21 protein-coding genes are annotated in these 21,402 nt (G+C 69.0%); 15 read left to right on the top strand and 6 right to left on the bottom strand.

Features of this window, described 5'->3' with window-relative positions:
- Window positions 1-364: 364 nt before the first annotated feature.
- The gene (locus tag NDR87_RS26150) at window positions 365-1,843 is read right to left on the bottom strand and encodes a recombinase family protein (protein ID WP_251912840.1); all 1,479 of its coding nucleotides are present in this window, start codon (window positions 1,841-1,843) and stop codon (window positions 365-367) included.
- A gap of 26 nt (window positions 1,844-1,869) precedes the next feature.
- Here NDR87_RS26150 and NDR87_RS26145 point away from each other — a divergent pair, with 26 nt between their 5' ends.
- The 3 genes from NDR87_RS26145 (at window position 1,870) to NDR87_RS26135 (ending at window position 7,291) form a co-directional block, all read left to right on the top strand.
- The gene (locus tag NDR87_RS26145) at window positions 1,870-2,322 is read left to right on the top strand and encodes an rRNA adenine N-6-methyltransferase family protein (protein ID WP_308212148.1); all 453 of its coding nucleotides are present in this window, start codon (window positions 1,870-1,872) and stop codon (window positions 2,320-2,322) included.
- A gap of 10 nt (window positions 2,323-2,332) precedes the next feature.
- Window positions 2,333-3,037 carry a demethylmenaquinone methyltransferase gene (locus NDR87_RS26140; protein ID WP_308212145.1) on the top strand — a complete coding sequence of 235 codons (705 nt, stop codon included), beginning with the start codon at window positions 2,333-2,335 and terminating at the stop codon, window positions 3,035-3,037.
- A gap of 153 nt (window positions 3,038-3,190) precedes the next feature.
- Window positions 3,191-7,291: a bifunctional nitrate reductase/sulfite reductase flavoprotein subunit alpha gene (locus tag NDR87_RS26135; RefSeq protein WP_251912838.1), complete on the top strand. Its 4,101-nt coding sequence runs from the start codon at window positions 3,191-3,193 to the stop codon at window positions 7,289-7,291.
- A 1-nt stretch (window position 7,292) separates the two neighbouring features.
- Here NDR87_RS26135 and NDR87_RS26130 read toward each other — a convergent pair whose 3' ends face one another.
- On the bottom strand, window positions 7,293-8,327 hold the full coding sequence (locus tag NDR87_RS26130) for an aldo/keto reductase (RefSeq protein WP_251912837.1): 1,035 nt from the start codon (window positions 8,325-8,327) through the stop codon (window positions 7,293-7,295).
- A gap of 84 nt (window positions 8,328-8,411) precedes the next feature.
- Between NDR87_RS26130 and NDR87_RS26125 the strand changes: the two genes are divergently transcribed.
- Window positions 8,412-9,017: a TetR/AcrR family transcriptional regulator gene (locus tag NDR87_RS26125; protein WP_251912836.1), complete on the top strand. Its 606-nt coding sequence runs from the start codon at window positions 8,412-8,414 to the stop codon at window positions 9,015-9,017.
- Window positions 9,018-9,100: 83 nt separating this feature from the next.
- Here NDR87_RS26125 and NDR87_RS26120 read toward each other — a convergent pair whose 3' ends face one another.
- A complete protein-coding gene (locus NDR87_RS26120; RefSeq protein ID WP_251913246.1) occupies window positions 9,101-9,667 on the bottom strand; it encodes a TIGR03086 family metal-binding protein in 567 nt (188 codons plus the stop codon).
- A 157-nt stretch (window positions 9,668-9,824) separates the two neighbouring features.
- Between NDR87_RS26120 and NDR87_RS26115 the strand changes: the two genes are divergently transcribed.
- A complete protein-coding gene (locus NDR87_RS26115; protein ID WP_251912835.1) occupies window positions 9,825-10,058 on the top strand; it encodes a hypothetical protein in 234 nt (77 codons plus the stop codon).
- A 107-nt stretch (window positions 10,059-10,165) separates the two neighbouring features.
- The gene (locus NDR87_RS26110; protein ID WP_251912833.1) at window positions 10,166-10,375 is read left to right on the top strand and encodes a hypothetical protein; all 210 of its coding nucleotides are present in this window, start codon (window positions 10,166-10,168) and stop codon (window positions 10,373-10,375) included.
- Here NDR87_RS26110 and menD read toward each other — a convergent pair.
- A complete protein-coding gene (gene menD, locus NDR87_RS26105) occupies window positions 10,372-12,003 on the bottom strand; it encodes a 2-succinyl-5-enolpyruvyl-6-hydroxy-3-cyclohexene-1-carboxylic-acid synthase (RefSeq protein WP_251912832.1) in 1,632 nt (543 codons plus the stop codon). The two genes, NDR87_RS26110 and menD, sit on opposite strands and share 4 nt — an antisense overlap.
- A gap of 89 nt (window positions 12,004-12,092) precedes the next feature.
- Between menD and NDR87_RS26100 the strand changes: the two genes are divergently transcribed.
- The gene (locus NDR87_RS26100) at window positions 12,093-12,914 is read left to right on the top strand and encodes a siderophore-interacting protein (RefSeq protein ID WP_251912830.1); all 822 of its coding nucleotides are present in this window, start codon (window positions 12,093-12,095) and stop codon (window positions 12,912-12,914) included.
- Between the two features lie 56 nt (window positions 12,915-12,970).
- Here NDR87_RS26100 and NDR87_RS26095 read toward each other — a convergent pair whose 3' ends face one another.
- Window positions 12,971-13,417: a hypothetical protein gene (locus NDR87_RS26095; RefSeq protein WP_251912829.1), complete on the bottom strand. Its 447-nt coding sequence runs from the start codon at window positions 13,415-13,417 to the stop codon at window positions 12,971-12,973.
- A gap of 84 nt (window positions 13,418-13,501) precedes the next feature.
- Complete coding sequence (locus NDR87_RS26090; RefSeq protein ID WP_251912827.1) at window positions 13,502-14,158, bottom strand: PaaI family thioesterase; 657 nt, start codon at window positions 14,156-14,158, stop codon at window positions 13,502-13,504.
- Between the two features lie 234 nt (window positions 14,159-14,392).
- Between NDR87_RS26090 and NDR87_RS26085 the strand changes: the two genes are divergently transcribed.
- From NDR87_RS26085 to NDR87_RS26050, 8 genes are all read left to right on the top strand, one after another.
- Complete coding sequence (locus tag NDR87_RS26085; RefSeq protein WP_251912825.1) at window positions 14,393-15,286, top strand: 1,4-dihydroxy-2-naphthoyl-CoA synthase; 894 nt, start codon at window positions 14,393-14,395, stop codon at window positions 15,284-15,286.
- 4 nt (window positions 15,287-15,290) lie between these two features.
- The gene (locus NDR87_RS26080) at window positions 15,291-15,689 is read left to right on the top strand and encodes a VOC family protein (protein ID WP_251912823.1); all 399 of its coding nucleotides are present in this window, start codon (window positions 15,291-15,293) and stop codon (window positions 15,687-15,689) included.
- A gap of 105 nt (window positions 15,690-15,794) precedes the next feature.
- Entirely contained in the window at window positions 15,795-17,000 is a 1,206-nt protein-coding gene (locus NDR87_RS26075; protein WP_251912821.1) for an inorganic phosphate transporter, read from the top strand.
- Window positions 17,000-17,278 carry a hypothetical protein gene (locus NDR87_RS26070; RefSeq protein ID WP_251912820.1) on the top strand — a complete coding sequence of 93 codons (279 nt, stop codon included), beginning with the start codon at window positions 17,000-17,002 and terminating at the stop codon, window positions 17,276-17,278. Before NDR87_RS26075 ends, NDR87_RS26070 begins: the two co-directional genes overlap by 1 nt.
- A 17-nt stretch (window positions 17,279-17,295) precedes the next feature.
- Window positions 17,296-17,646, top strand: coding sequence for a DUF3349 domain-containing protein (locus NDR87_RS26065; protein WP_251912819.1), 351 nt, complete (start codon window positions 17,296-17,298; stop codon window positions 17,644-17,646).
- Window positions 17,647-17,749: 103 nt separating this feature from the next.
- Window positions 17,750-18,883 carry an o-succinylbenzoate--CoA ligase gene (menE, locus tag NDR87_RS26060; RefSeq protein WP_251913244.1) on the top strand — a complete coding sequence of 378 codons (1,134 nt, stop codon included), beginning with the start codon at window positions 17,750-17,752 and terminating at the stop codon, window positions 18,881-18,883.
- A 559-nt stretch (window positions 18,884-19,442) separates the two neighbouring features.
- Window positions 19,443-20,456 (top strand): ATP-binding cassette domain-containing protein, encoded by a 1,014-nt coding sequence (locus NDR87_RS26055; RefSeq protein WP_251912818.1) that lies wholly within the window; start codon window positions 19,443-19,445, stop codon window positions 20,454-20,456.
- Entirely contained in the window at window positions 20,453-21,292 is an 840-nt protein-coding gene (locus NDR87_RS26050) for an ABC transporter permease (protein ID WP_251912817.1), read from the top strand. The genes NDR87_RS26055 and NDR87_RS26050 overlap by 4 nt, the downstream gene beginning before the upstream one ends.
- Window positions 21,293-21,402: the final 110 nt, after the last annotated feature.

The following is a 21,402-nucleotide window of genomic DNA, read 5'->3' as shown; positions in this document are numbered from 1 at the left end:
CACAGTTCCGATCTCGATCGTCTCACCAGCGGTCGTGATCTCACCGCGCGGCGCCGTGATCGCGATCCCTAGTGCTGCCAGGGCAGGTCCGATCACGCGAGTCCCACCCCATCTCGTGTGAATGACGTCATCGTCAAACCTTCCGCTACTTCTCCCCGACCCCCGCCGATGGCTCAACTGAGTCATCCCGGCTAGATCGTATCCCGATTCCACCAGCGCACAAGGGTTTTGCAGGGAAACGCTCCGGTTTTCCTTGCCAGCTAACACCGGACGGAAACAATCCGATAGACACCCTTGGGCTACCTCTGCGCGAAAGGGACTTGCCCCCAATATCTCTGCTACACAACAGTGTTCGCCGCGCCGATCAATTGATTTCCATCGGCACGGCGGCCAACCCACGCAACGGATAGATCTCTACCCCCACCTCGCTGTATCGGCCGCGATGTTCGACTGGCCGGATCTCGATTTTCATCGCTCGCCGAATCACGTCACGCTTCTGCACCATGTCATAGCCGGCCCACGCCCGGCGCACGTCCGGCCCGACGATCCCAGCCAACACCGGATCACCGATCGAGGCCTTCATCCGCTCCTCCGCTTCGCGGATCTGCGTCTTCACCTCGCTCACGTACTCGTCGACCTCCGCAGCGGTCAGCCCAGTCCGCGCGGCCTGCTTCACAAACACTCGGATGTTGTTGCGCAACCGCTCGATATGCGCCAGCTGCTCGTCGACCGATGCCTTGCCCTCGGCGTCCTCGGCCATCAGCTTCGCCATCGTGTCCGGATGCTCGAGCAGCCGCAACAGCACCTCCTCGACATGCGCGTCGACCTTCGCGATGCCCCGACCCACGCACCCGGCCTCGCAGGTGTAGAACGGGTAGCCGCGGCGGCTCCTCGTCGGCGTCCGCCCGTGCACCACTTCCTTACATTGCGTGCACGTCGCGATGTAGGAGACGAGGTGGACCGGTTCGTTGCCGCGGTGCGTGCGCCGGGACGGATCGTCCAGCAGCGCGACCAGACGCTCGTGCTCGTCGACGGTGAGAATGCCTTCCCACGTCCCGACGCGCACAACTTGGCCCTTGTGGGTCCGCAGGCCGGCATAGCTCGGGTTGGTCAGAATCTTACGGAGCGCCTTCAGGTCGAAAGCGCCTTTCCCGCCAGCCTTCTCCCATGCCGGTGTCAGGTCACGGCTCACCCGCTGCAGCTTCTCCAGCCGCGGCGGCAGCACCCTCCGCGCCGCCTCGCGGATTACCGCCGCCTGCTCCGGGATCGGCTCGCGGCGAATCGGCTTGCCTGAGTTCGGGTCTCGAACGATCCGGTAGCCCTTCAGAACCTTGCCGTGCGGCTCGCCCGCGGTCACCGCTTCGTCGATGCCCCGCTTCACCGCTTCGGAGATGTCGTCGGACTGCTCTTCGGCTCTCACCGCGTCCGCGTTCGCGGCGCGGCGATCCACGGCCCTCCACAGCTCATAGGTGCGCCCGCTGTAGCGCCACGGAATTCTGCTCTCGATGCACATGCGCCGCAGGTGCACGTAGTCGTCGAGGTCGCGGTGGCCGCGGTTGTGCGCGAACGTCCACAACCCGTCGGCATGCCCGGCCTGAATGAACTTCCTCATCGCCACGAAACCCTTGCGCTCCTGAACGCGCCGATACCGCGACGCCGAGAGGTTGTCCTTGAACACCTCCACCACGACCCCGCCGATGCTCTCGATATCGCGACGGCCCGCCTTCTCCTGGTCAGCAGGCGATTTGTCGCCGGGCCCGGACTTGCGGGCGTAGATGACCCATCGCAGCTGAGCAGCGATATCGAGGCGTTCACGTCGGGCCGCACGGGTGTTCTCCGTCACGCAACCAATATACCGGCTATTGACAAATAACCACCGACATCGTGCGCTGGTGCCTGGCCGCCCCCGGACTGACCTCGGCCACCCTGGTGACCCAGCTGGAATTCGCCCGCAAGCATTCCGGCGACTACGGACGCTGGTCCAAGCTCACCGTCGGCGAGTGGCCGTGGACCGCACTGCGCCTGGGGCCGAAGATCGCCCGCACGAGCTTTCATCCGGTCCCGCGCGTCGATGCGGCCGTGCTGCACCTCGAGCGCCGCGCGACGCCGCTGCTGCCCGGCGCCACACGGGCCGATTACCGCGCGCTGGTGGAGATCGGCTTCGCCGGCACGGGCGGCTGCCTGACGGCCTCGCTGCGCCGCCGCTTTCCCGCCAAGGCGGTCCGAAGGGCTTGTGCGGCAGCGGGAATACCGGAAGGGGTGCCCGTGGGCTATGTCCCGCCGGACGCCTGGGTGATCCTGTTCCGATATTTGGCCAGGTAGGGTCGCAGTCGTGGCGAAGACAGAGTCGTTTCGGGCCTCGTTGGACAAGCAACCGCACGAGGTCGCGTCGATGTTCGACGGGGTGGCCAAGCGGTACGACCTCACCAACACCGTGCTCACCGGCGGACAGGACCGATACTGGCGCTGGGCCACCCGTAAGGCGCTGGCGCTGCGGCCCGGCGAGCGGGTGCTCGACCTCGCCGCGGGGACCGGGGTCTCGACGGCCGAATTCGCGAAATCCGGGGCCTGGTGCCTGGCCGCCGACTTCTCCCAGGGCATGCTGGCGGCCGGGCGGTTCCGCGAGGTGCCGATGGTCGCCGCCGATGCCACCGCCCTGCCGTTCGCCGACGAGGCGTTCGACGCGGTCGCCATCTCGTACGGACTGCGCAACATCTCCGACCCGGACGCGGCGCTGCGGGAGATGCTGCGGGTGACCAAACCCGGCGGGCGGCTGGTGGTCGCCGAATTCTCCACCCCCACGTTCGGCCCGTTCCGCCGCGTCTACATGGAGTACCTGATGAAGGCGCTGCCGCGGGTGGCGCGCGCGGTGAGCAGCAATCCGGACGCCTACGTCTACCTGGCCGAGTCCATCCGGGCGTGGCCCAATCAGCCGCAGCTGGCGCTGCGCATCGCCGACGCCGGGTGGTCGACGGTGAAATGGCGCAATCTGACCGGCGGAATCGTCGCCCTGCACCGGGGCTACAAGCTGGGGTAACGTACCGTCGGCACCGGCCACGGCCGGGCGGCAGGGACTTCGCGGTGATATCGGTCACTCCTCACAGGCCCGAAATTCGGCTGTGTGGGGCTTCGTCACCTGGCGATAACGTTCGGTAAATCCGGCGCAATCGCGGGTGGAGATGATCGGCCTATGTCGTCGGATGCAGTACCCAGCCGCGCACCGGCCACCACGGCCACCACGTGCTCCTACTGCGGTGTCGGCTGCGGAATGATCGTCGAGACCAGGCCCGGCGAACGGGGTGTGCCGGTCATCGCCAAGGTCCGGGGCGACAAACTGCATCCGGTCAATGCCGGTCGGCTGTGCACCAAGGGCGCCACGCACGCCGACCTCATGGCCGCCCCCGGCCGCATGACCACCGCCCTGCGCCGCCCCGAGCGCGGCCAGCCGCCGGTGCCGGTCGCGGTCGACGACGCGGTGGGCGAGGCCGCCGCTCGGCTGCGCGAGATCCTGGAGCGACACGGGCCCGACGCGATCGCGCTCTACGTCTCCGGGCAGATGTCGCTGGAGGCGCAGTACCTGGCCACCAAGCTGGCCAAGGGGTATCTGCGCACCGTTCACATCGAGGCCAATTCGCGGCTGTGCATGGCCAGCGCGGGGACCGGCTACAAGCAATCGCTCGGCGCCGACGGCCCGCCCGGCTCCTACGACGACATCGACCACGCCGATCTGTTCTTCGTGATCGGCGCGAATATGGCCGACTGTCACCCGATCCTCTACCTACGCATGGCCGATCGGCTCAAGGCGGGCGCGCGGCTGATCGTCGTGGATCCGCGGCGCACCGAAACCGCCACGCACGCGGACCTTTTCCTGCAGATCCGTCCCGGCACCGACCTGGCACTGCTGAACGGCCTGCTGCATCTGCTCGTCGAGAACGGTGATATCGATGAGGATTTCATCGCCGCGCACACCGAGGGCTGGGAGGCGATGCCGGAGTTCCTGGCCGACTATCCCCCGGACCGGGTCGCCGAGCTCACCGGACTGGCCGCCGACGACATCCGCACGGCCGCACGGTGGATCGGCGAGGCGGGTGAATGGATGTCGCTGTGGACGATGGGCCTCAACCAGTCCACTCACGGCACCTGGAACACCAATGCGATCTGCAATCTGCACCTGGCCACCGGGGCCATCTGCCGGCGGGGCAGCGGTCCGTTCTCGCTGACCGGACAGCCCAATGCCATGGGCGGACGCGAGATGGGCTATATGGGTCCGGGGCTGCCCGGACAGCGCAGCGTGCTGTCCGAGGCCGACCGCACCTTCGTCGAGACGGCCTGGGGACTGGCGCCGGGAACCATCCGGGACGCGGCCGGGCCGGGCACGATCGAGATGTTCCGCGGCCTGGCCGACGGGCGGATCAAGGCGTGCTGGATCATCTGCTCCAATCCCGTTGCGTCGGTGGCCAATCGCAAGACGGTGATCGCCGGGCTGGAGGCGGCCGAACTCGTGGTGGCACAGGACGTCTACACCGACACCGCCACCAACGCCTATGCCGATCTGTTGCTGCCCGCCACGCTGTGGGCCGAATCCGATGCCACCATGGTGAATTCGGAGCGCACCGTCACCCTGCTGCGGCGCTCGGTCGACCCGATCGGCCAGGCCCGGCCGGATTGGCAGCTGATCGCGCAGGTGGCCACGGCCATGGGGTTCGACGGTTTCGACTTCGCCTCCAGCGCCGAGGTTTTCGACGAGATCCGCCGCTTCGCCAATCCCGCCACGGGTTACGACCTGCGCGGGATCAGCTACGACGAGCTCCGCGCGGGACCGATGCAGTGGCCGTGCCCCGATCCGGCGCAGCGCCGAAACCCGGTGCGCTATCACAACGACGGCGTGAGCCAGACGCTGTTCGTCGACGAGGACGGCAATCGACCGCGGCTGGCCTTCGCGACGCCGAGCCGCCGCGCGGTGTTCTGGCCGCGGCCGCACATGTTGCCCGAGGAAATGCCCGATGACGACTATCCGTTCGTGCTGAACACCGGGCGGCTGGCCCATCAGTGGCACACCATGACCAAGACCGGGCGGATTCCGAAACTGAACCGACTCGACGGAAAGCCGTTCCTCGAGGTCCATCCCGACGACGCCGAGCGGCTCGGCGTGCGCGCGGGCGATCAGCTCGAGCTCGCCTCGCGGCGCGGGCGCGCCGTGCTGCCGGTGCGGATCAGCGATCGGGTACAGCCGGGATGTTGTTTCGCGCCGTTCCACTGGAACGACGAGCAGGGCGAGTATCTGACCGTCAACGCCGTGACCAACGACGCGGTCGACGCGGCGTCGCTGCAACCGGAGTTCAAGGCGTGCGCGGTGGCGCTGCGGCGGGTGGCCCCGGTGCCGGAGCCGCCATCGCTGCCGGACGGCGCGGCGCATCCGCTGGCCGCGATGCTCGGCCTGGACACCGCCACGCCGCCGACGCTCAGCGAGAGCGAGCGGATCTACCTCGGCGGCTATCTCGCCGCGCTGCGATCGCTTCCGGTGCGGGAGGTGCCCGTACTGCCCGAATCGGCCCCGCTCTCGGCGCGCACCCGGCTGTGGGTCGACGGGCTGCTGGCGGGTATGTACTCGAGGGCGGGTGAAATGGACACGCCCGCAACCGATTCCGCCGCCCGCGCGATCACCGTGCTGTGGGCCTCGCAGACCGGCACCGCGGAGGAACTCGCGGCCGCCGTGGCGGAACGACTGGCCGCCTCCGGTTTCGCGCCGCGGCTGCTGGACATGAATTCCTGCGAGCCGAGCGAGCTGACCGGTGACACCCTGGTCGTCACCAGCACCTTCGGCGACGGCGGTCCGCCCGACAACGGCGCGGACTTCTGGGATCGCCTGCACGACAGCACAGTTCGGTTCACCGGATTGCGCTATGCCGTATTCGCCCTCGGCGACTCCTCCTACGACGACTTCTGCGGGCACGGCCGCCGACTGGATCAGCTGTTGGCCGAGCGCGGCGCGACCCGGCTGCTCGCCCGGATCGACAGCGAACCCGATCACGAGCCGCTGTCCGCGCGGTGGGTCGACGAGGTGATCGCGGCGCTCGCGGGCGAGGCCGGAACCCCCGCGGCGCCGCCGCCCGGCGGGACGACGATCCTGCTGACCCGGCCGGAGGCGCCGCCGCTCGGGCGCACCCAGCAGGCCCGCTTCACGCGCAACACGCCGCTGGCGGCCCGGCTGGTCCGCAACGAACTGCTGTCGCGGCCCGGCTCGGCGAAGGAGGTGCGGCAGTTCGGTTTCGATCTGAGCGAGCTCGATGTCTCCTACGAGGTCGGCGACTCGCTGGGGGTGTGGCCCACCAACAGCGAGGATCTGGTGGCCGAATGGCTGTCGGTGACCGGGCTGGACGGTCAGTGGTTCGTCGAGGTGGACGGCCGCGAGCTGCCGCTGGCCCAGGCGCTGCGCACGCGTTTCGACATCAGCAAGGTCAGCCACGATCTGCTGAGCTTCATCGCCGAGCGCAATCCCAGCCCGCGCCTGGCCAAACTGCTGCGCCGGGACAACCGCAACGAACTGGACCGGTATCTGTGGGACCGGCAGGCGGTCGACGTGCTGCGCGATTTCCCGGTGCGGGCGGATCCGCTGGACTGGCTCGGCGTGCTGAAAAAGCTCCAGCCGCGCCAGTATTCGATCTCCTCCAGCCCGCTGGTGACCCCGCACGAGGTACAGCTGACCGTCGGCATCGTGCGCTACGGCGAGGCCGGGGCGCGCCGCGGCGGGGTGTGCTCGACCTTCCTCGCCGATCGCTGCGCCGACGGTGAGGTGCCGGTATTCCTGCAGCGCGCACCGCATTTCCGCCCGCCGCTGGACCCGACCGCGCCGATGATCATGATCGGCCCCGGCACCGGAATCGCACCCTTCCGCGGCTTCCTGCACGAGCGGCGGGCGCTGGGCTGCACCGGGCGCAACTGGCTGTTCTTCGGCGATCAGTACGCCGCGGACAACTTCTACTACCGCGAGGAGCTCGAGGACATGTTCCGCACGGGCTTTCTCACCCGCCTGGATCTGGCGTTCTCCCGCGATCAGCGCGAGCGGATCTATGTGCAGCACCGCATGATCGAACACGGCGCGGAGCTGTGGTCCTGGCTGCGCGACGGCGCCCACCTCTACGTCTGCGGCGACGCCACCCGCATGGCGGGCGATGTCGACAACGCCCTGCTGCGCATCGCCCGCGTCCACGGCAACCTGGACTCCGACGCCGCGCTGGCCTTCAAGAAGCAGCTCGTCGCGGAGAAGCGCTACGTGCGCGACGTGTATTGACCTATACCGCGGGCGGATTCAGGCGGGCGAAGTCCGGCAGGCGGTAGTACGGGTAGTAGGGATAGGGCGGGGTGAGCGCGCTGGCGGTGTCCAGGCGGGCGATCTGGTCCGCGGTGAGCTGCCAGCCGACCGCTCCCAGATTCTGGCGCAGCTGCTCCTCGTTGCGCGCACCGACGATGACCGTCGCCACCGTGGGGCGCGACAGCAGCCAGTTCAGGGCGATCTGCGGGATCGTGCGGCCGGTCTCGGCGGCGAGATCGTCCAGGACGTCGACCACGTCGTAGAGCAGGTCGTCGGCGACGGGTGGTCCGGCCGCGGCGGTCTTGTGCAGGCGGGAATTCGCCGGAAGCGGTTGGCCGCGCCGGATCTTGCCGGTGAGGCGGCCCCAGCCGAGCGGACTCCACACCATCGCGCCCACGCCCTGATCGCGGGCCAGCGGCATGAGCTCCCACTCGTAGTCACGGCCGACGAGCGAGTAGTAGACCTGATGGGCCACATAGCGCGGCAGTCCGTACTTGTCCGCGGCCGCAAGGGATTTCATCAGCTGCCAGCCCGCGAAATTGGAGGCGCCGACGTAGCGGATCTTGCCCGCGCGCACCAGATCGTCCAGTGCGGACAACACCTCCTCCACCGGGGTCGCGGCGTCGAAGGCGTGCAGCTGGAACAGGTCGAGGTAGTCGGTGCCGAGGCGGCGCAGCGCCGCATCCACCGCGCCGATCAGCCGCGAGCGGCCCGAACCGGCGTCGCCGGGCCCGGGGCCGGTGGGCAGCGATGCCTTGGTGGACAGTAGGACTCGATCGCGACGGCCCCGGATGGCCTCGCCCAGAACCTCTTCCGACGCGCCGTCGGAGTACACATCGGCGGTGTCGAACATGGTCACGCCCGCGTCCAGGCCGATGTCGACCAGTCGGCGCGCCTGCCGGGCATCGGTGTCGCCCCAGGCCGAGAACAGTTCGCCACGGCCGCCGAAGGTGCCCGCACCGAAGCTCAAGACGGGGACCAGCAGTCCCGATGCGCCCAGTCGCCGATACTCCATGACCCCACTCCTAACGGAACAGATGTTTCATTAACGCGAGTCACGATACACTCGTGCGGCGACTAATGGAACTGGAGGACCGTTATGACCGATGAGCGGCCCGGCTCGCTGCGGCCCGGGGGCCGTACCGCCCGCGTCCGCACGGCCGTCCTGCGGGTGGCGGGCGATCTGCTGGCCGAACACGGCTTCGACCGGCTCGACCTGGCCGAGGTGGCGGCCCGGGCGGGCGTGGGCAAGACCACGGTCTACCGCCGCTGGCGCACCCCGGCCGGACTGGTCGCCGACGTCCTCACCGAGATGGCGGAAACCTCACTCCCCCATGCCGATACGGGCTCGCTGCGCGGCGATCTGCTCGCCAATGCCCGCCTGGTCGTCGCGACCCTCACCGACGCGCGGCAGGGTCCGCTGTTCGGATCCCTTGTCGCGGCGGCCACCTGCGATCCGGAAGCGGCACAGGCCCTGCGCCGCTTCTACGACATCCGTCTGGACGAATGGACGCCCTGCGTCGAAGCGGCCGTGGCGCGCGGAGAGCTGGCACCGGAAACAGATGCCCGCGCAGTGCTTTCCGCCGTCTCCGCCCCGCTCTACTACCGCCTGCTCGTCACCGGCGACCCCCTCGACGACCGGGTGGCCGAGACGGCCGCCGAGGCGGCTCTGCTCGCCGCCCGCGCGGGCCTGTTCACCCACTGAACTCAGCGCCGCACCCCTTGCGGGCCTTCGCACCCGTTCCGGATGGCCGCACGGGGTGCGAAGCGCGGGAACGGGTGCGGGGATCAGGGGTGGTTCGGGTCGCGGCCGGTGCGGCCGAGGACGCGGTGCAGGAGCGGGGCGTCGGCGGGGACCGGGACGTGCGGGCCGAACATGCCCGGGGTGCCCTCGGACGGGAATTCGCGGAGGAAGTCGAGCAGGAGGGTCAGGTCGGCCGCGGCGGGGTGGTAGTCCTGGCCGGTGGCGCGGGCCAGATCCCAGCCGTGGACGATCACCTCGTCCAGCGCGACCAGCGCCATGACGGCCGCGGGCATCGTCACACCGCCCGCCTCCGTCTCGCCCTCCCAGGCCGCCGGATCGCGCCACGCGGCCACCAACGCCTTCAGCTGCGCGGGAATTCGCGTGCGCCAGTCCGCGACCAGCGGGGCCTGCGGCCCGACCTGCGGCGGCTCCGACCGGCCCACCGACCCCTTGGTCGCCGCCTGCCGGAACGCCTCGGTCAGGCCGACCACATGCACCAGCAGGTCGCGCACCGTGGTGTCGGCGCAGGGGGTGGGCAGCTCGAGCTGCTCATCGGCGATGCCAGCGACCACCGACTCCAGTGCGGCGGCGGCCGATTCCATGTCGAACATCATTTCCTCCTCGGCTGCGGGCGGCCCGCAGGGGTGGCGCGGGCGCCCTGCCGATGCAGACGACCCGACCGCACGAAACTCATCGGCGTACGTACACCGCCAGGTCGAAACCCACTTGTTAGCGGCGAAAACCGCTGGTGGCGGGGAGAATTGGAAGATGAAGGGCGATCGAGTGGAGATCGTCGTCGACACCGGCGACGGATCTCGCAAGTACGAGGTGGCCGCGACACGGGCCGGGCGGCGGGTGGAGATCCGCATCGCGCGGGGCGTGGTCGAGGTCAGCGAGGTGACCCGCACGGGCACCGCGGTGCGCACCGCGCGGTTCATGGCCGGGCGCACCCTGGCACTGGTGGAATATCCGGCCGAAACGGGGGCACTCCCAGGCGAGTGAGCGCCGCGCGGATGATCGTGAAACGGTTGCCATGCGGGCTCACGACGTGCATCCTCGAAACTGCCGGGGCATCCCGGCAATCGGCCGACCAGCGAAAGGAGCACCCGATGACCGACCGCACCGCCGGCGCCATCGACGCCGTTCCCGAAGCCGATTACATGGAGCAGACCGTCCCGGCGTATCCGGATCTCGACGACGAGGACGTCCTCGTGCCATCGGGCGAACCGGCGCTGGAGGCCTCAGAAGCCGACGTGCTGGAACAGTCCATCGCGGTGCCGCTGGACGACGATTACGAGGACACCGGCTCGGCCTACTAGACCCCCGCCGCGATCCCGGCCTTCACACTCGCGTGCAGCTCACGCAGGCTGGACCGCTCGGTGGCCACCTCCAGCACCCGGATGCCGTGCGCGGGCCCGGTCAATTCGACCGCCAGCTCGGCGGGGTCGACCTGCCGATGCGGAATCCGGTAGGCCGCGCACAGGGCGGCCAGATCCATCCCGTGCGGGGTGCCGAAGACGCGCTCGAACACGCCCGCGTAATCCGGGTGGCCCTGCTCGAGCAGTTCGAAGATGCCGCCGCCGTCGTCGTTGGCCACCACGATGGTCAGGTCGGCGGGCCGTGGTTCGCCCGGGCCGAGCAGCAGTCCCGAGGCATCGTGCAGGAAGGTGAGATCGCCGATCAGCGCGATGGTGCGACCCGGATGGCTCAGCGCCGCCCCGACCGCCGTGGACACCGTGCCGTCGATTCCGGCGACGCCGCGATTGGACAGCACCTTGATATTCGGTCGCGGATGCGAGACCAGTGCCGCGTCGCGGACCGGATTCGACGCGCCCAGCAGTAGCTGATCGCCCTCGCGCAGCGCGTCCATCACCACGGCCGCCACATGCAGTCCCGTCGGCTTGGGGTGGCGCGCCAGACTTTCGCGCACGACCCCGCAGGCCATCGCGTCGACGGCGCGGCAGTGCGCGAGCCATTCCGGACGCGGCGCACCGGTGGTGATCGCGCGCGTGCCGGTGCCGACCACATTGCCCGACACATCGGGCCAGCGCGGACCGGTGGTCAGCGCATAGACGGTGACCTCCGGATCGGCCAGCAGATTCGACACCTGCCGATGCAGCGTGGGCCGCCCGGTGATGATGGCCTGCGCGGGTTTCAGCAGCGGCAGCGTCATCGGATGCAGCGCGGGACCGGGCATCGGCGCGGTCGGCTCGGCGACGGTCGGCAGCGCGGCCAGCTCCGGGCGGCGACCCGCACCATGTCCGGAGATCACCACCGTGTCCGGGGTGAGGTCGATCTCGAGCGGCACATCCAGCGTCGCGTACTGGGTTGCGGTCCATGGCATCCCGCCGGCCCGCCCGGGTGGGCACTGCTCGTCCGGCAGCGCGTCGGGTACCAGCGGCTCGCGCAGCGGAATGTCGAACTGCACGGGTCCGGCATTGCCGGAGCGGCTGCCCCGCGCCGCGGCGAGCACCCGGCACACCGCCGCGCGCCAGACGCTGTTCTGTCTGCGGTAGCCGTCCTCCCGCTCGGCCAGGCCGAGACTGATCGCCGCGCGCACCTGGCTGCCGAACAGCCCGAACTGCTCCACCGTCTGATTCGCGCCGCTGCCCAGCATCTCGTAGGGCCGGTTGGCGCTCAGCACGATCAGCGGCTGGCGCGCGTAGTTCGCCTCCAGGACGGCCGGGCCGAGATTGGCGACCGCGGTGCCGGAGGTCATCACCACCGGCACCGGCCGACCGCTCGAGATGGCCAGGCCGATCGCGAGGAATCCCGCGGTGCGCTCGTCGATGCGCATATGCAACCGCAATCGACCGGCGGCATCGGCGGCCTCCAGCGCGAAGGCCAGCGGCGCGTTCCGCGACCCCGGGCACAGCACCACGTCGCGCACGCCTCCGCGGACGAGTTCGTCGACGACGACCCGCGCCTGAGCAGTCGATGGATTCACGCCCCCAGCCTGTCAGACAGCCGGTAGACGTGGGCAGTCGACTCGCTCACACACTGTTTTACAAGTTAGGTTGCGCTAACCTAACGTGCATGGCCAAGCGCACCAAATACGTCAAACCCGAGCAGCGCGAGATACTCACCGCCGAGGTGCTGTCGAGCAAACAGATCAGCCCCAACTTCGTCCGCGTCACCATCGGCGGTCCCGGCCTGGCCGGGTTCACGGCGATGGGTTACGACCAGTGGTTCCGGTTGTTCCTGCCGGGCCGACACGGCCTGCGGCTGCCGACCGCGGCCAGCAACCTCTGGTACGCGCAGTACCTCATGATGGGCAAGGAGCACCGGCCGGTGGTGCGCAACTACACGGTGCGCGCCTGGCGCCCCGCGGGCGAGGGTGAATTCGGCGAATCGGGCGAGCTGGACATCGATTTCGCGATGCACGGCACCGACACGCCCGCATGCGGCTGGGCCAGCGGCGTGTCGCCGGGCGCCGAGGTCGGACTGCTCGACGAGGGCATCATGTACCAAGCGCCGGAACACACTTCGTATTCGCTGCTGGTCGGCGACGAGAGCGCGCTGCCCGCGATCGCCGGGGTGCTGCGCTCGGCCCCGCGGGATCTGCGCGGTGCGGCCTATATCGAGATCACCCACCCCGATGACGCCCAGAAGCTGGACGAACCGGATGGTGTGCAGGTGAATTGGCTGTTGCGTACCGATCCGACCGCGGCCATCGGCAGCGTCGCGCAGGAGGCGGTGCGCACCGCGGAGCTGCCCGCGCAGGGCGTGTACGGCTTCGTTGCCGGGGAGCAGAAGCTCGCCTCCGGCGTGCGTCGTCATCTGGTCGACGAGCGCGGAATTCCCAAGGCGGACGTCACCTTCACCGGATATTGGCGGGTGGGCAGGTCCGCGGGCTGAGATCCCCCGACCCCCCGGTTGGTCTCGGCGGGCGCGGACACCCGCCGAGCAACCGATCAACCAGCGTGCTTCTGGATGAGGTCACCCACCCGCGGAAGCGCCTCGGCGACATGCTTTTTCGCCGACCCGCGGACCGCGGAGTAGGCCTTCTTCAGGGCCGGGCGCGAGGAGGCCTCGGCACGGGCGTCGGTCACGGCGAGCAGCGACTCGGCAACCTCGTCCTGCTTGGCCACCAGCAGATCGGCGAATCGGCCGTTACCCGAAGCCTGGTACTCCGCCCAGTAGGGCTCCAGGCGCTCGACGAACTTGGGCACGAACGATTCCAGCGCGTCCGACACGATGGTCGGGCTGACCTTCTTCGCCGCGGCGTATGCACCCTTCACGGCGAGGCCGGACGCGCCACCCTTGTCCGACACCTCCGCTTCCAGAACCTGCTGGGCGTCGGCGAGGAAGGCCGAGCGCTTGGCGTCATCGAGCAGGGATTCAGACAGTGCAGCAACCACTTTCAGGTTCCTCCGGATAGTTTTCGATGAGCGAGCGCACGCCACTATACGCACCGGACGAACCAGGCACACTCCCGCAACCCGCTAAGGCTGCCACGGCAGCAACTGGACCATCAGCCCTTCACAATCGGCCAGCAGCGTTTCGGATTCGTCTCGCAGCCTTGCGCTTACGAACGTCTTGCGTCCCTCGACCCGATCGACGGTGCCCTCGACCACGAGCGGAGTCTCCAGCGGAGTCACCTTGCGGTAGTTGACGTGCAGAAATGCCGTGCGACTTATCGGACGTCCGGCATAGTGCACGAGCGCGCCGAACAGATCGTCGAACAGCAGCGGCAACACCCCGCCGTGCACCGCGGAATTGCCGCCCAGGTGATAGCGCCGGAATTCCCCGCGCATGCGCACACCCGTCGGCCCGGCCTCGACCGTATGCCAGGGCGGCATCAGCAGACTGCCGCGCCCCGGCAACGAGACCACGCGCCCCGCGGGCCCCTGCAATTCGGGCGCGCGATACGGCTCCAGCAGATCGATCAGCTCCCGCGCCTTGTCCAGCGCCCGCCCGAACACCTCGTCCGGGCAGTCGACCGATACGGCCAGATCCTGCAGCGTCCGCATGGCCTCGACGAACGGCCCGAAATTTGCCCCCGGCCGCGCACCCACGACCTTCGGGAAGCCCCCGTGCTTCTCGTACCGATCCTCATCCACGGCACTAAGGTCGATAACCGGTTCCACTCGCTCGCTCATACCTGCACGTTAGCCGGAGTTCTTACAGCGTCAAACACAACTGACCGGTAGCTGGCTCCCATTCAACCCCAGAACTTGGCCTTCCCCACCCTCAACCCCAGCGGAGCGAGCCCGACAAGCGACCGTTCGCGGCCGTCTCGTCGTTCAGCGCTCGAAGCGCGAGTCTCGAGTGCTGAACGACGAGACATGCAGGCCGCGAACATGCCGGAGCGAAGCGGAGGCCAAACTAGCACTGTGACGTTCAATCCAAAGCTTTGGGAACCCGTCGAGGGTTTCGAGGATCTCACCGACATCACCTACCACCGGCACGTCGAACAGGGCACCGTGCGGGTGGCCTTCGATCGGCCCGAGGTGCGCAACGCGTTTCGGCCGCACACCGTGGACGAGCTGTTTCGCGCACTCGATCACGCGCGGATGACGCCGGACGTCGGCGCGGTGCTGCTGACCGGCAACGGGCCCAGCCCCAAGGACGGGGTGTGGGCGTTCTGCTCGGGCGGGGATCAGCGCATCCGCGGGCGCAGCGGATATCAGTACGCCAGCGGCGAGACCGCCGACACCGTGGACAAGGCGCGGGCGGGGCGGCTGCACATTCTCGAGGTGCAGCGGCTCATCCGGTTCATGCCCAAGGTGGTCATCGCACTGGTGAACGGCTGGGCGGCCGGAGGCGGGCACAGCCTACACGTGGTGTGTGATCTCACGCTGGCCAGCCGCGAGCACGCGCGCTTCAAGCAGACCGACGCCGATGTGGGCAGCTTCGACGGCGGTTACGGCAGCGCGTATCTGGCGAAGCTGGTGGGCCAGAAGTTCGCCCGCGAGATCTTCTTCCTCGGCCGCCCGTACTCCGCCGAGGAGATGCACCGGATGGGCGCGGTGAACGCCGTGGTCGATCACGACCGGCTCGAGGACGAGGCGCTGGAGTGGACCGCCGACATCCTGGCCAAGTCGCCGCAGGCGCAGCGCATGCTCAAATACGCGTTCAACCTCACCGACGACGGGCTGGTCGGCCAGCAGCTGTTCGCGGGCGAGGCCACCCGCCTGGCGTACATGACCGACGAGGCGATCGAGGGCCGGGACTCCTTCCTGGAGAAGCGGAAGCCGGACTGGTCGCCGTTCCCCTGGTACTTCTGAAGTGGTGGACATTCTCAGCAGCCGGGTCATCCTGCGTCCGGCGAACTACGAGCGAACGTTGCGGTTCTATCGGGACGGGCTGGGGCTGGCGATCGCGCGGGAGTATCCGGGCGGCACGGTGTTCTATGCCGGGCAGTCGCTGATCGAGGTCGCCGCACACGGTCGCCGCGAGGACGCGCCGACCGATTTCGCGGGCGCGCTCTGGTTGCAGGTCCGTGACGTGCACGACACCGCGGCGGCTTTGGCGCTGGGCGGAATCACCATCGATCGGGCCCCCGTCCGGGAGCCGTGGGGCCTGATCGAGATGTGGCTGCGCGATCCCGATGGCGTACCGATTGTGCTGGTGGAGGTGCCCGCCGACCATCCGCTACGTCGCGATACCCGTCCGCCGCGGGACAGCTGAGCCAGCGAACCGGCAGCATCGAACGACCGCTTTACCATCCCGGCATACAGGACCCAACGGGAACCTGGCACAGGCGTTAACGGATCCATAACGCACACTGGAGACGTGACCGCCGAACTATTGGTTCTGCTCATCGTTATCGTCACCGCCCTCGTATTCGACTTCACCAATGGCTTCCACGACACGGCCAACGCGATGGCCACCTCGATCGCCACCGGGGCGCTGAGTCCCCGGACCGCGGTCCTGCTCTCGGGTGCGTTGAATCTGATCGGCGCGTTCCTCAGCGTGGAGGTCGCGGCCACGGTGGCCGAAGGCATCGTCCGGTTGGATCAGGTCGGCGGGCCGGACCTGCTGGAGATCGTGTTCGCCGGACTGGTCGGCGGCATTCTGTGGAATCTGCTGACGTGGCTGTTCGGCCTGCCGTCGAGCTCCTCGCACGCCCTGTTCGGCGGGCTCATCGGCGCGACCATCGCGGCGCTGGGGTGGAGCGGGGTGATCTGGTCGGCCGGGCAGAAGGGCGTGCTGGCCAAGATCGTGGTGCCCGCGGTACTCGCGCCGGTGGTGGCCGCGCTGGTCGCCTCGATCGGCACCTGGCTGGTGTACCGCCTCACCCGCGGCAGCGAACAGCGCGTGGTCGACCGCGGCTTCCGCTGGGGTCAGATCGGCTCGGCCTCGCTGGTATCGCTCGCGCACGGCACCAACGACGCCCAGAAGACGATGGGAATCATCTTCCTGGCCCTGATCGCCTACGGCTCGGCCAGACCCACCGATCAGCTGCCGCTGTGGGTCATCGTGGCCTGCGCGATCGCGATCGCGGCGGGGACCTCGCTGGGCGGCTGGCGAATCATCCGCACCCTCGGCAAGGGACTGGTCGACATCACCCCGCCGCAGGGTCTGGCGGCCGAATCGACCAGTGCCGCGATCATTCTCACCTCGGCGCACTTCGGTCTGCCGCTGTCGACCACCCAGACCGTCACCGGCGCCATCCTCGGCACCGGACTCGGGCGGCCCGGCGCGGAGGTGCGCTGGACGGTGCTCGGGCGCATGGTGGTCGCGTGGGTCTGCACGCTGCCGCTGGCCGGGCTGGCCGGTGCGATCTGCTGGGGGCTGGCGCACGGGATCGGCGGATTCCCGGGTGTGCTGGTGGTCTTCGCGGCGCTGATCGTGCTGTCGGGACTGATCTATCTGCGCTCGCGCCGCACGCCGGTGCACGCCGCCAATGTCAACGCCGAGTGGACCGAGCCCTCGGCCGCGGCGGCCCAGACCACCGCCGAGGTGTTGCCGGAGACCGAGTCCGCGGGGAGGACCTGATGCAGACACTCGTGACCGATCTACAGGAACTGGCGCGAGTGACGCTGGCGGCGCTCCTGTTCGGGGCCGGGCTGCCCGCGATCTTCGCACTGGGCGTGCGTTTGCAATCGCGCAGCGGGGTATCCGACAGCACGGACGGCGCGGCCGTCCGCCGCACGGCCGCGGTGGGTGCGGCGCTCTGCTACGCGGTGGTGCTGGCCACCGTCGTCGCGGGCGTGCTGTTCGTGGCCAAGGCCTTCCTCGCGAGCCGACTGGGCATCCACCTGTTCGGACAGTGACCGCCGAAAGGACATCCGTGACCGATGACCGTGAACCGCCCCAGCGCGCCGAGCGCTCGGAGGCCTCGCAGTCGGTGCTGGCCAAGGTGCTCGGCTGGTTGAAAGCGGGCTATCCGCAGGGCATTCCGCAGTCGGACTACGTGGCGCTGCTGGCGGTGCTGCATCGCCGTCTCACCGATTACGAGGTGCAGATGATCGTCGGCGAGCTGGTGCGCGAGCGCGACGGCGACGCCGAGATCGCCCTGGACGAGATCGCCGATGCGATCGCCCGAGTTGCCAAGGAGCAACCCGGCGAGGACGATATCGCTCGGGTGGCCTCCCGGCTCGCAGCCGGTGGATGGCCGCTGGCGACACCGACGTCCGATTGATCCCGATTCCCCGACCGACGAAGGGAGGACGGACCCGTGCGCGGGTCGCCGACCTTGACATGACACGATCGCGAACGTGAGCAGTACCCTGCGGACCCTTCCCATGCCCACCGGTGCCGCGGTGGGTGACGTTCTGCCGCATCTCCGGGAAGCATTGGACGGCAACGGTCCGGCGTGGCTGCCGGTCCCGACCGGTGACCGTCGAGAATCACACCGGCTGTCGAGCGCGCTGCGCCCGGGCGAGCCGATCGAGGAGGATGTGGCCCTGGTGGTCACCACCTCGGGCACGACCGGCGTGCCCAAGGGCGCGATGCTCACCTCGGCGGCCCTGCGGGCCAGCGGCGAAGCCACCCATGAGCGCCTGGGCGGCCCCGGCCAGTGGCTGCTGGCCCTGCCGACCCATCACATCGCCGGAATTCAGGTGCTGCTGCGCAGCATTCTGGCCGGGACCGAACCCGCGGTGCTGGACGTTTCCGACGGCTTCCTGCCCGGCGGCCTGGCCTCGGCCGTGGCCGGAATGACCGGCCCACGCCGCTACACCTCCCTGGTCCCCACCCAGCTGATCAAGGCCCTCGACGAGCCCGCGAGCGCCGAGGCGCTGGCCGCGCTGGACGCCGTCCTGGTCGGCGGCGCGGCCACCCCCGCACCCGTGCTGGAGCGCGCCCGCGCGGCCGGGATCAACATCGTGCGCACCTACGGCATGAGCGAAACCTGCGGCGGCTGCGTCTACGAGGGTCTCCCCCTGTCCGGCGCCCAGCTCCGCATCGAGGACGGCCGCGTCCTGCTCGGCGGCGCCATGCTCGCCAAGGGCTACCGCGGCCTGCCCGACCACCCCGCCTTCGCCGAGCCCGGCTGGTTCCGCACCGAGGACGCCGGAATCATCGAGAACGGCCGACTACGCATCACCGGCCGCCTCGACGAGGCGATCACCACCGGCGGCCTCCTGGTGATCCCCCAGGTGGTCGAGGCCGTCCTGGCCACCCACCCCGCGGTGAACGAGGTTGTCGTCCTGGGCCTCCCCGACGAACGCCTCGGCCAACGAGTAGCCGTCGCCGTCGTCCCCGCCCCCGGAACCATCCCCACCCTCGACGAATTACGCGACCACGTCACCGCCGAACTGGACTCGATAGCCGCCCCCCGCGAACTGGCCATCGTCGAGGAAATCCCCATGCGCGGCCCAGGCAAGCCAGACCGCACCAAACTACGGGACCACCTGATCTCGGAGTCGGCCCGCTAGCCCCGTCCCGGCGCGCCGGGGCGCACCGGGACGGGGAACGAAAGTGCCGCGCTGCTCGGGGAGAGCACCAGCTATCAATAAAAGTGCCGCGCTGCTTGGGGAAAGCACCAGCTATCAACAAAAGTGCCGCGCTGCTCGGTGAGAACACCAGCTATCAACGAAAGCACCACCACTGCTGGGGGAGAACACCAGTCCGTCGATCCAGCCGCTACCCTCCCCATTCGCGGAGCACCAGAGTCAGCACGCACTCACCAGTTGCCGGCGCCGGAGCCAGCACTCGAGCACCGCCCCCGCCACCCCAGTCGGTCGCCGGGGGCCACTTTCACGAGTCACCTGACACCTACGCCCCAATCAGCTGCCCGGCACCTTGAGCCAGCATCCAGGCATCGCGTACGGCGCGTCGCTGATCTGCTGCCCGTGAGCAAACCCTCGACAACCGGGCGCTTCTCGTTGCCTGCCGTGCGGCCGCCAGGCCGGACGACAGGCAACGCGGTGGGTGCAAGAGGGGATGCAATCTTCGTGCAAGGGGCGTGCAAGTCCGTGGGGCGAGGGTGGGGGCATGACTTCTTATGCACCTGATGAGGCTCTCGCTATCGAGGCGGATGGGCTGGTCAAGGTTTTCGGGGAGCAGCGGGCCGTCGATGGGGTGAGCCTGGCGGTGCCGCAGGGCGCTGTGTATGGGGTGCTCGGGCCCAATGGGGCCGGGAAGACCACTACGATCCGCATGCTCGCCACGCTGCTGCGACCGGATGGGGGTAGCGCTCGCATCTTCGGACACGATGTGGTGGCCGAGCCGACGGCGGTGCGGCAGTTGATCGGGGTCACCGGGCAGTACGCCTCCGTGGACGAGAAGCTGTCGGCCACCGAGAATTTGGTCATCTTCTCCCGCCTGCTCGGGCTGAGCCGAGCCGATGCCCGTCGGCGGGCGAACGATCTGCTGGAGGAGTTCGGCCTGACCGAGGCCGCCGACAAGGCGCTGGAGAACTTCTCCGGCGGCATGCGGCGGCGCCTCGATCTGGCCGCCAGCCTGATCGCGACCCCGCCGCTGCTGTTCCTCGACGAGCCCACCACCGGCCTGGACCCGCGCACCCGAGCCCAGATGTGGGAGACCATCCGGCGACTGGTCCGCGAGGGCGCGACCGTCCTGCTCACCACCCAGTACCTGGACGAGGCCGACCAGCTGGCCGACCGCATCGCGGTGATCGACCGCGGCAAGGTCATCGCCGACGGCACCTCCGATCAGCTCAAATCGTCGGTGGGCCTGTCCGCGCTGCAGGTCACCCTGGCCGATGCGAGCCGAATCGAACAGGCCCGCACGATCATCGGCGAATTCCTCTCCCGTACCAGCGGCCGACTGGTCGAGGCCACCATCACCCCGGAGGCCGGGCGCGTCACCGCACCGCTCGACGATCCCGGCGTCACCGCCGATCTGCTGATTCGCCTGCGCGACCACGACATTCGCGTCGACGAGATCACCGTCAGCAAGCCCAGCCTGGACGAGGTCTTCTTCGCCCTGACCGGACACGGCGCCGAGGACCAGAACGACAACGACACCGAAAGGAGTGCGGCATGACCACCATCACCGCACCCACCGCCCCCGCACGCCGCGCGGGCAGGACCGCGATTCCGGCGGTCGGCAACCACATCAGCCTCCGGCAGACCGTGGCCAACTCGCTGACCATGGCCTACCGCGGCATTCTCAAGATCAAGCACAATCCGGAGCAGCTGTTCGACGTCACGGTGCAGCCGATCCTGTTCACCGCCCTGTTCGCCTACATCTTCGGCGGCGCCATCGGCGGCAGCGTGCACGACTACCTGCCCGTTCTCATTCCCGGAATCCTGGTGCAGACCGTGGTCCTCACCTCGGTCGTCACCGGCACCCAACTGCGCGAGGATATGGACAAGGGCGTATTCGACCGCTTCAAATCCCTTCCCATCGCACGGGTTTCGGCGCTGGCCGGGGCGCTCATCGCCGATATGGTCCGCTACGGCATCGCCACGGTTCTCACGATCGCGGTGGGCCTGATCCTGGGCTACCGTCCGGCAGGCGGCGTGTCCGGCGTGGTCGTCGCGGGCCTGGTCGTGGTGGTCTGTTCGTTCGCGGTCAGCTGGATCTGGGCCCTGGTCGGCGTGACCGGCAAGAGCGCCGCGTCGGTGCAGGGCATCTCGATGATGATCATGTTCCCGCTGACCTTCATGTCCGGCGCCTTCGCCCTGGTGAGCACGATGCCGGGCTGGATGCAGGGCCTGAACAAGGTCAATCCCGTGTACTACATGGTGAATTCGTGCCGGGAGCTGATGAACGGCAATGTCTACAGCAGCAACCTGGCGTGGTGCCTGATTGGGTCGGCCGCGGTCATCGCGATCTTCGCACCGTTGGCCATCCGGGCCTATATGCGCCGGGCATGACCTTCACCCCGAGTGTGTCCACTGGAGGTTCCCGGTCCCCGTCGTGGGGGGGGGGGGGGGGGGGCGGGGGGGGGGGGGGGGGCGCCGCCCCGGGCGCCACCAAAGTAGGG

Origin of the sequence: Nocardia sp. CDC159 (assembly GCF_023740735.1) — a bacterium.
Classification (GTDB): Bacteria; Actinomycetota; Actinomycetes; order Mycobacteriales; family Mycobacteriaceae; genus Nocardia; species Nocardia pulmonis.
Note: the sequence above shows the minus strand (reverse complement) of the source record. Positions and strands in the feature narration are given on the sequence as shown.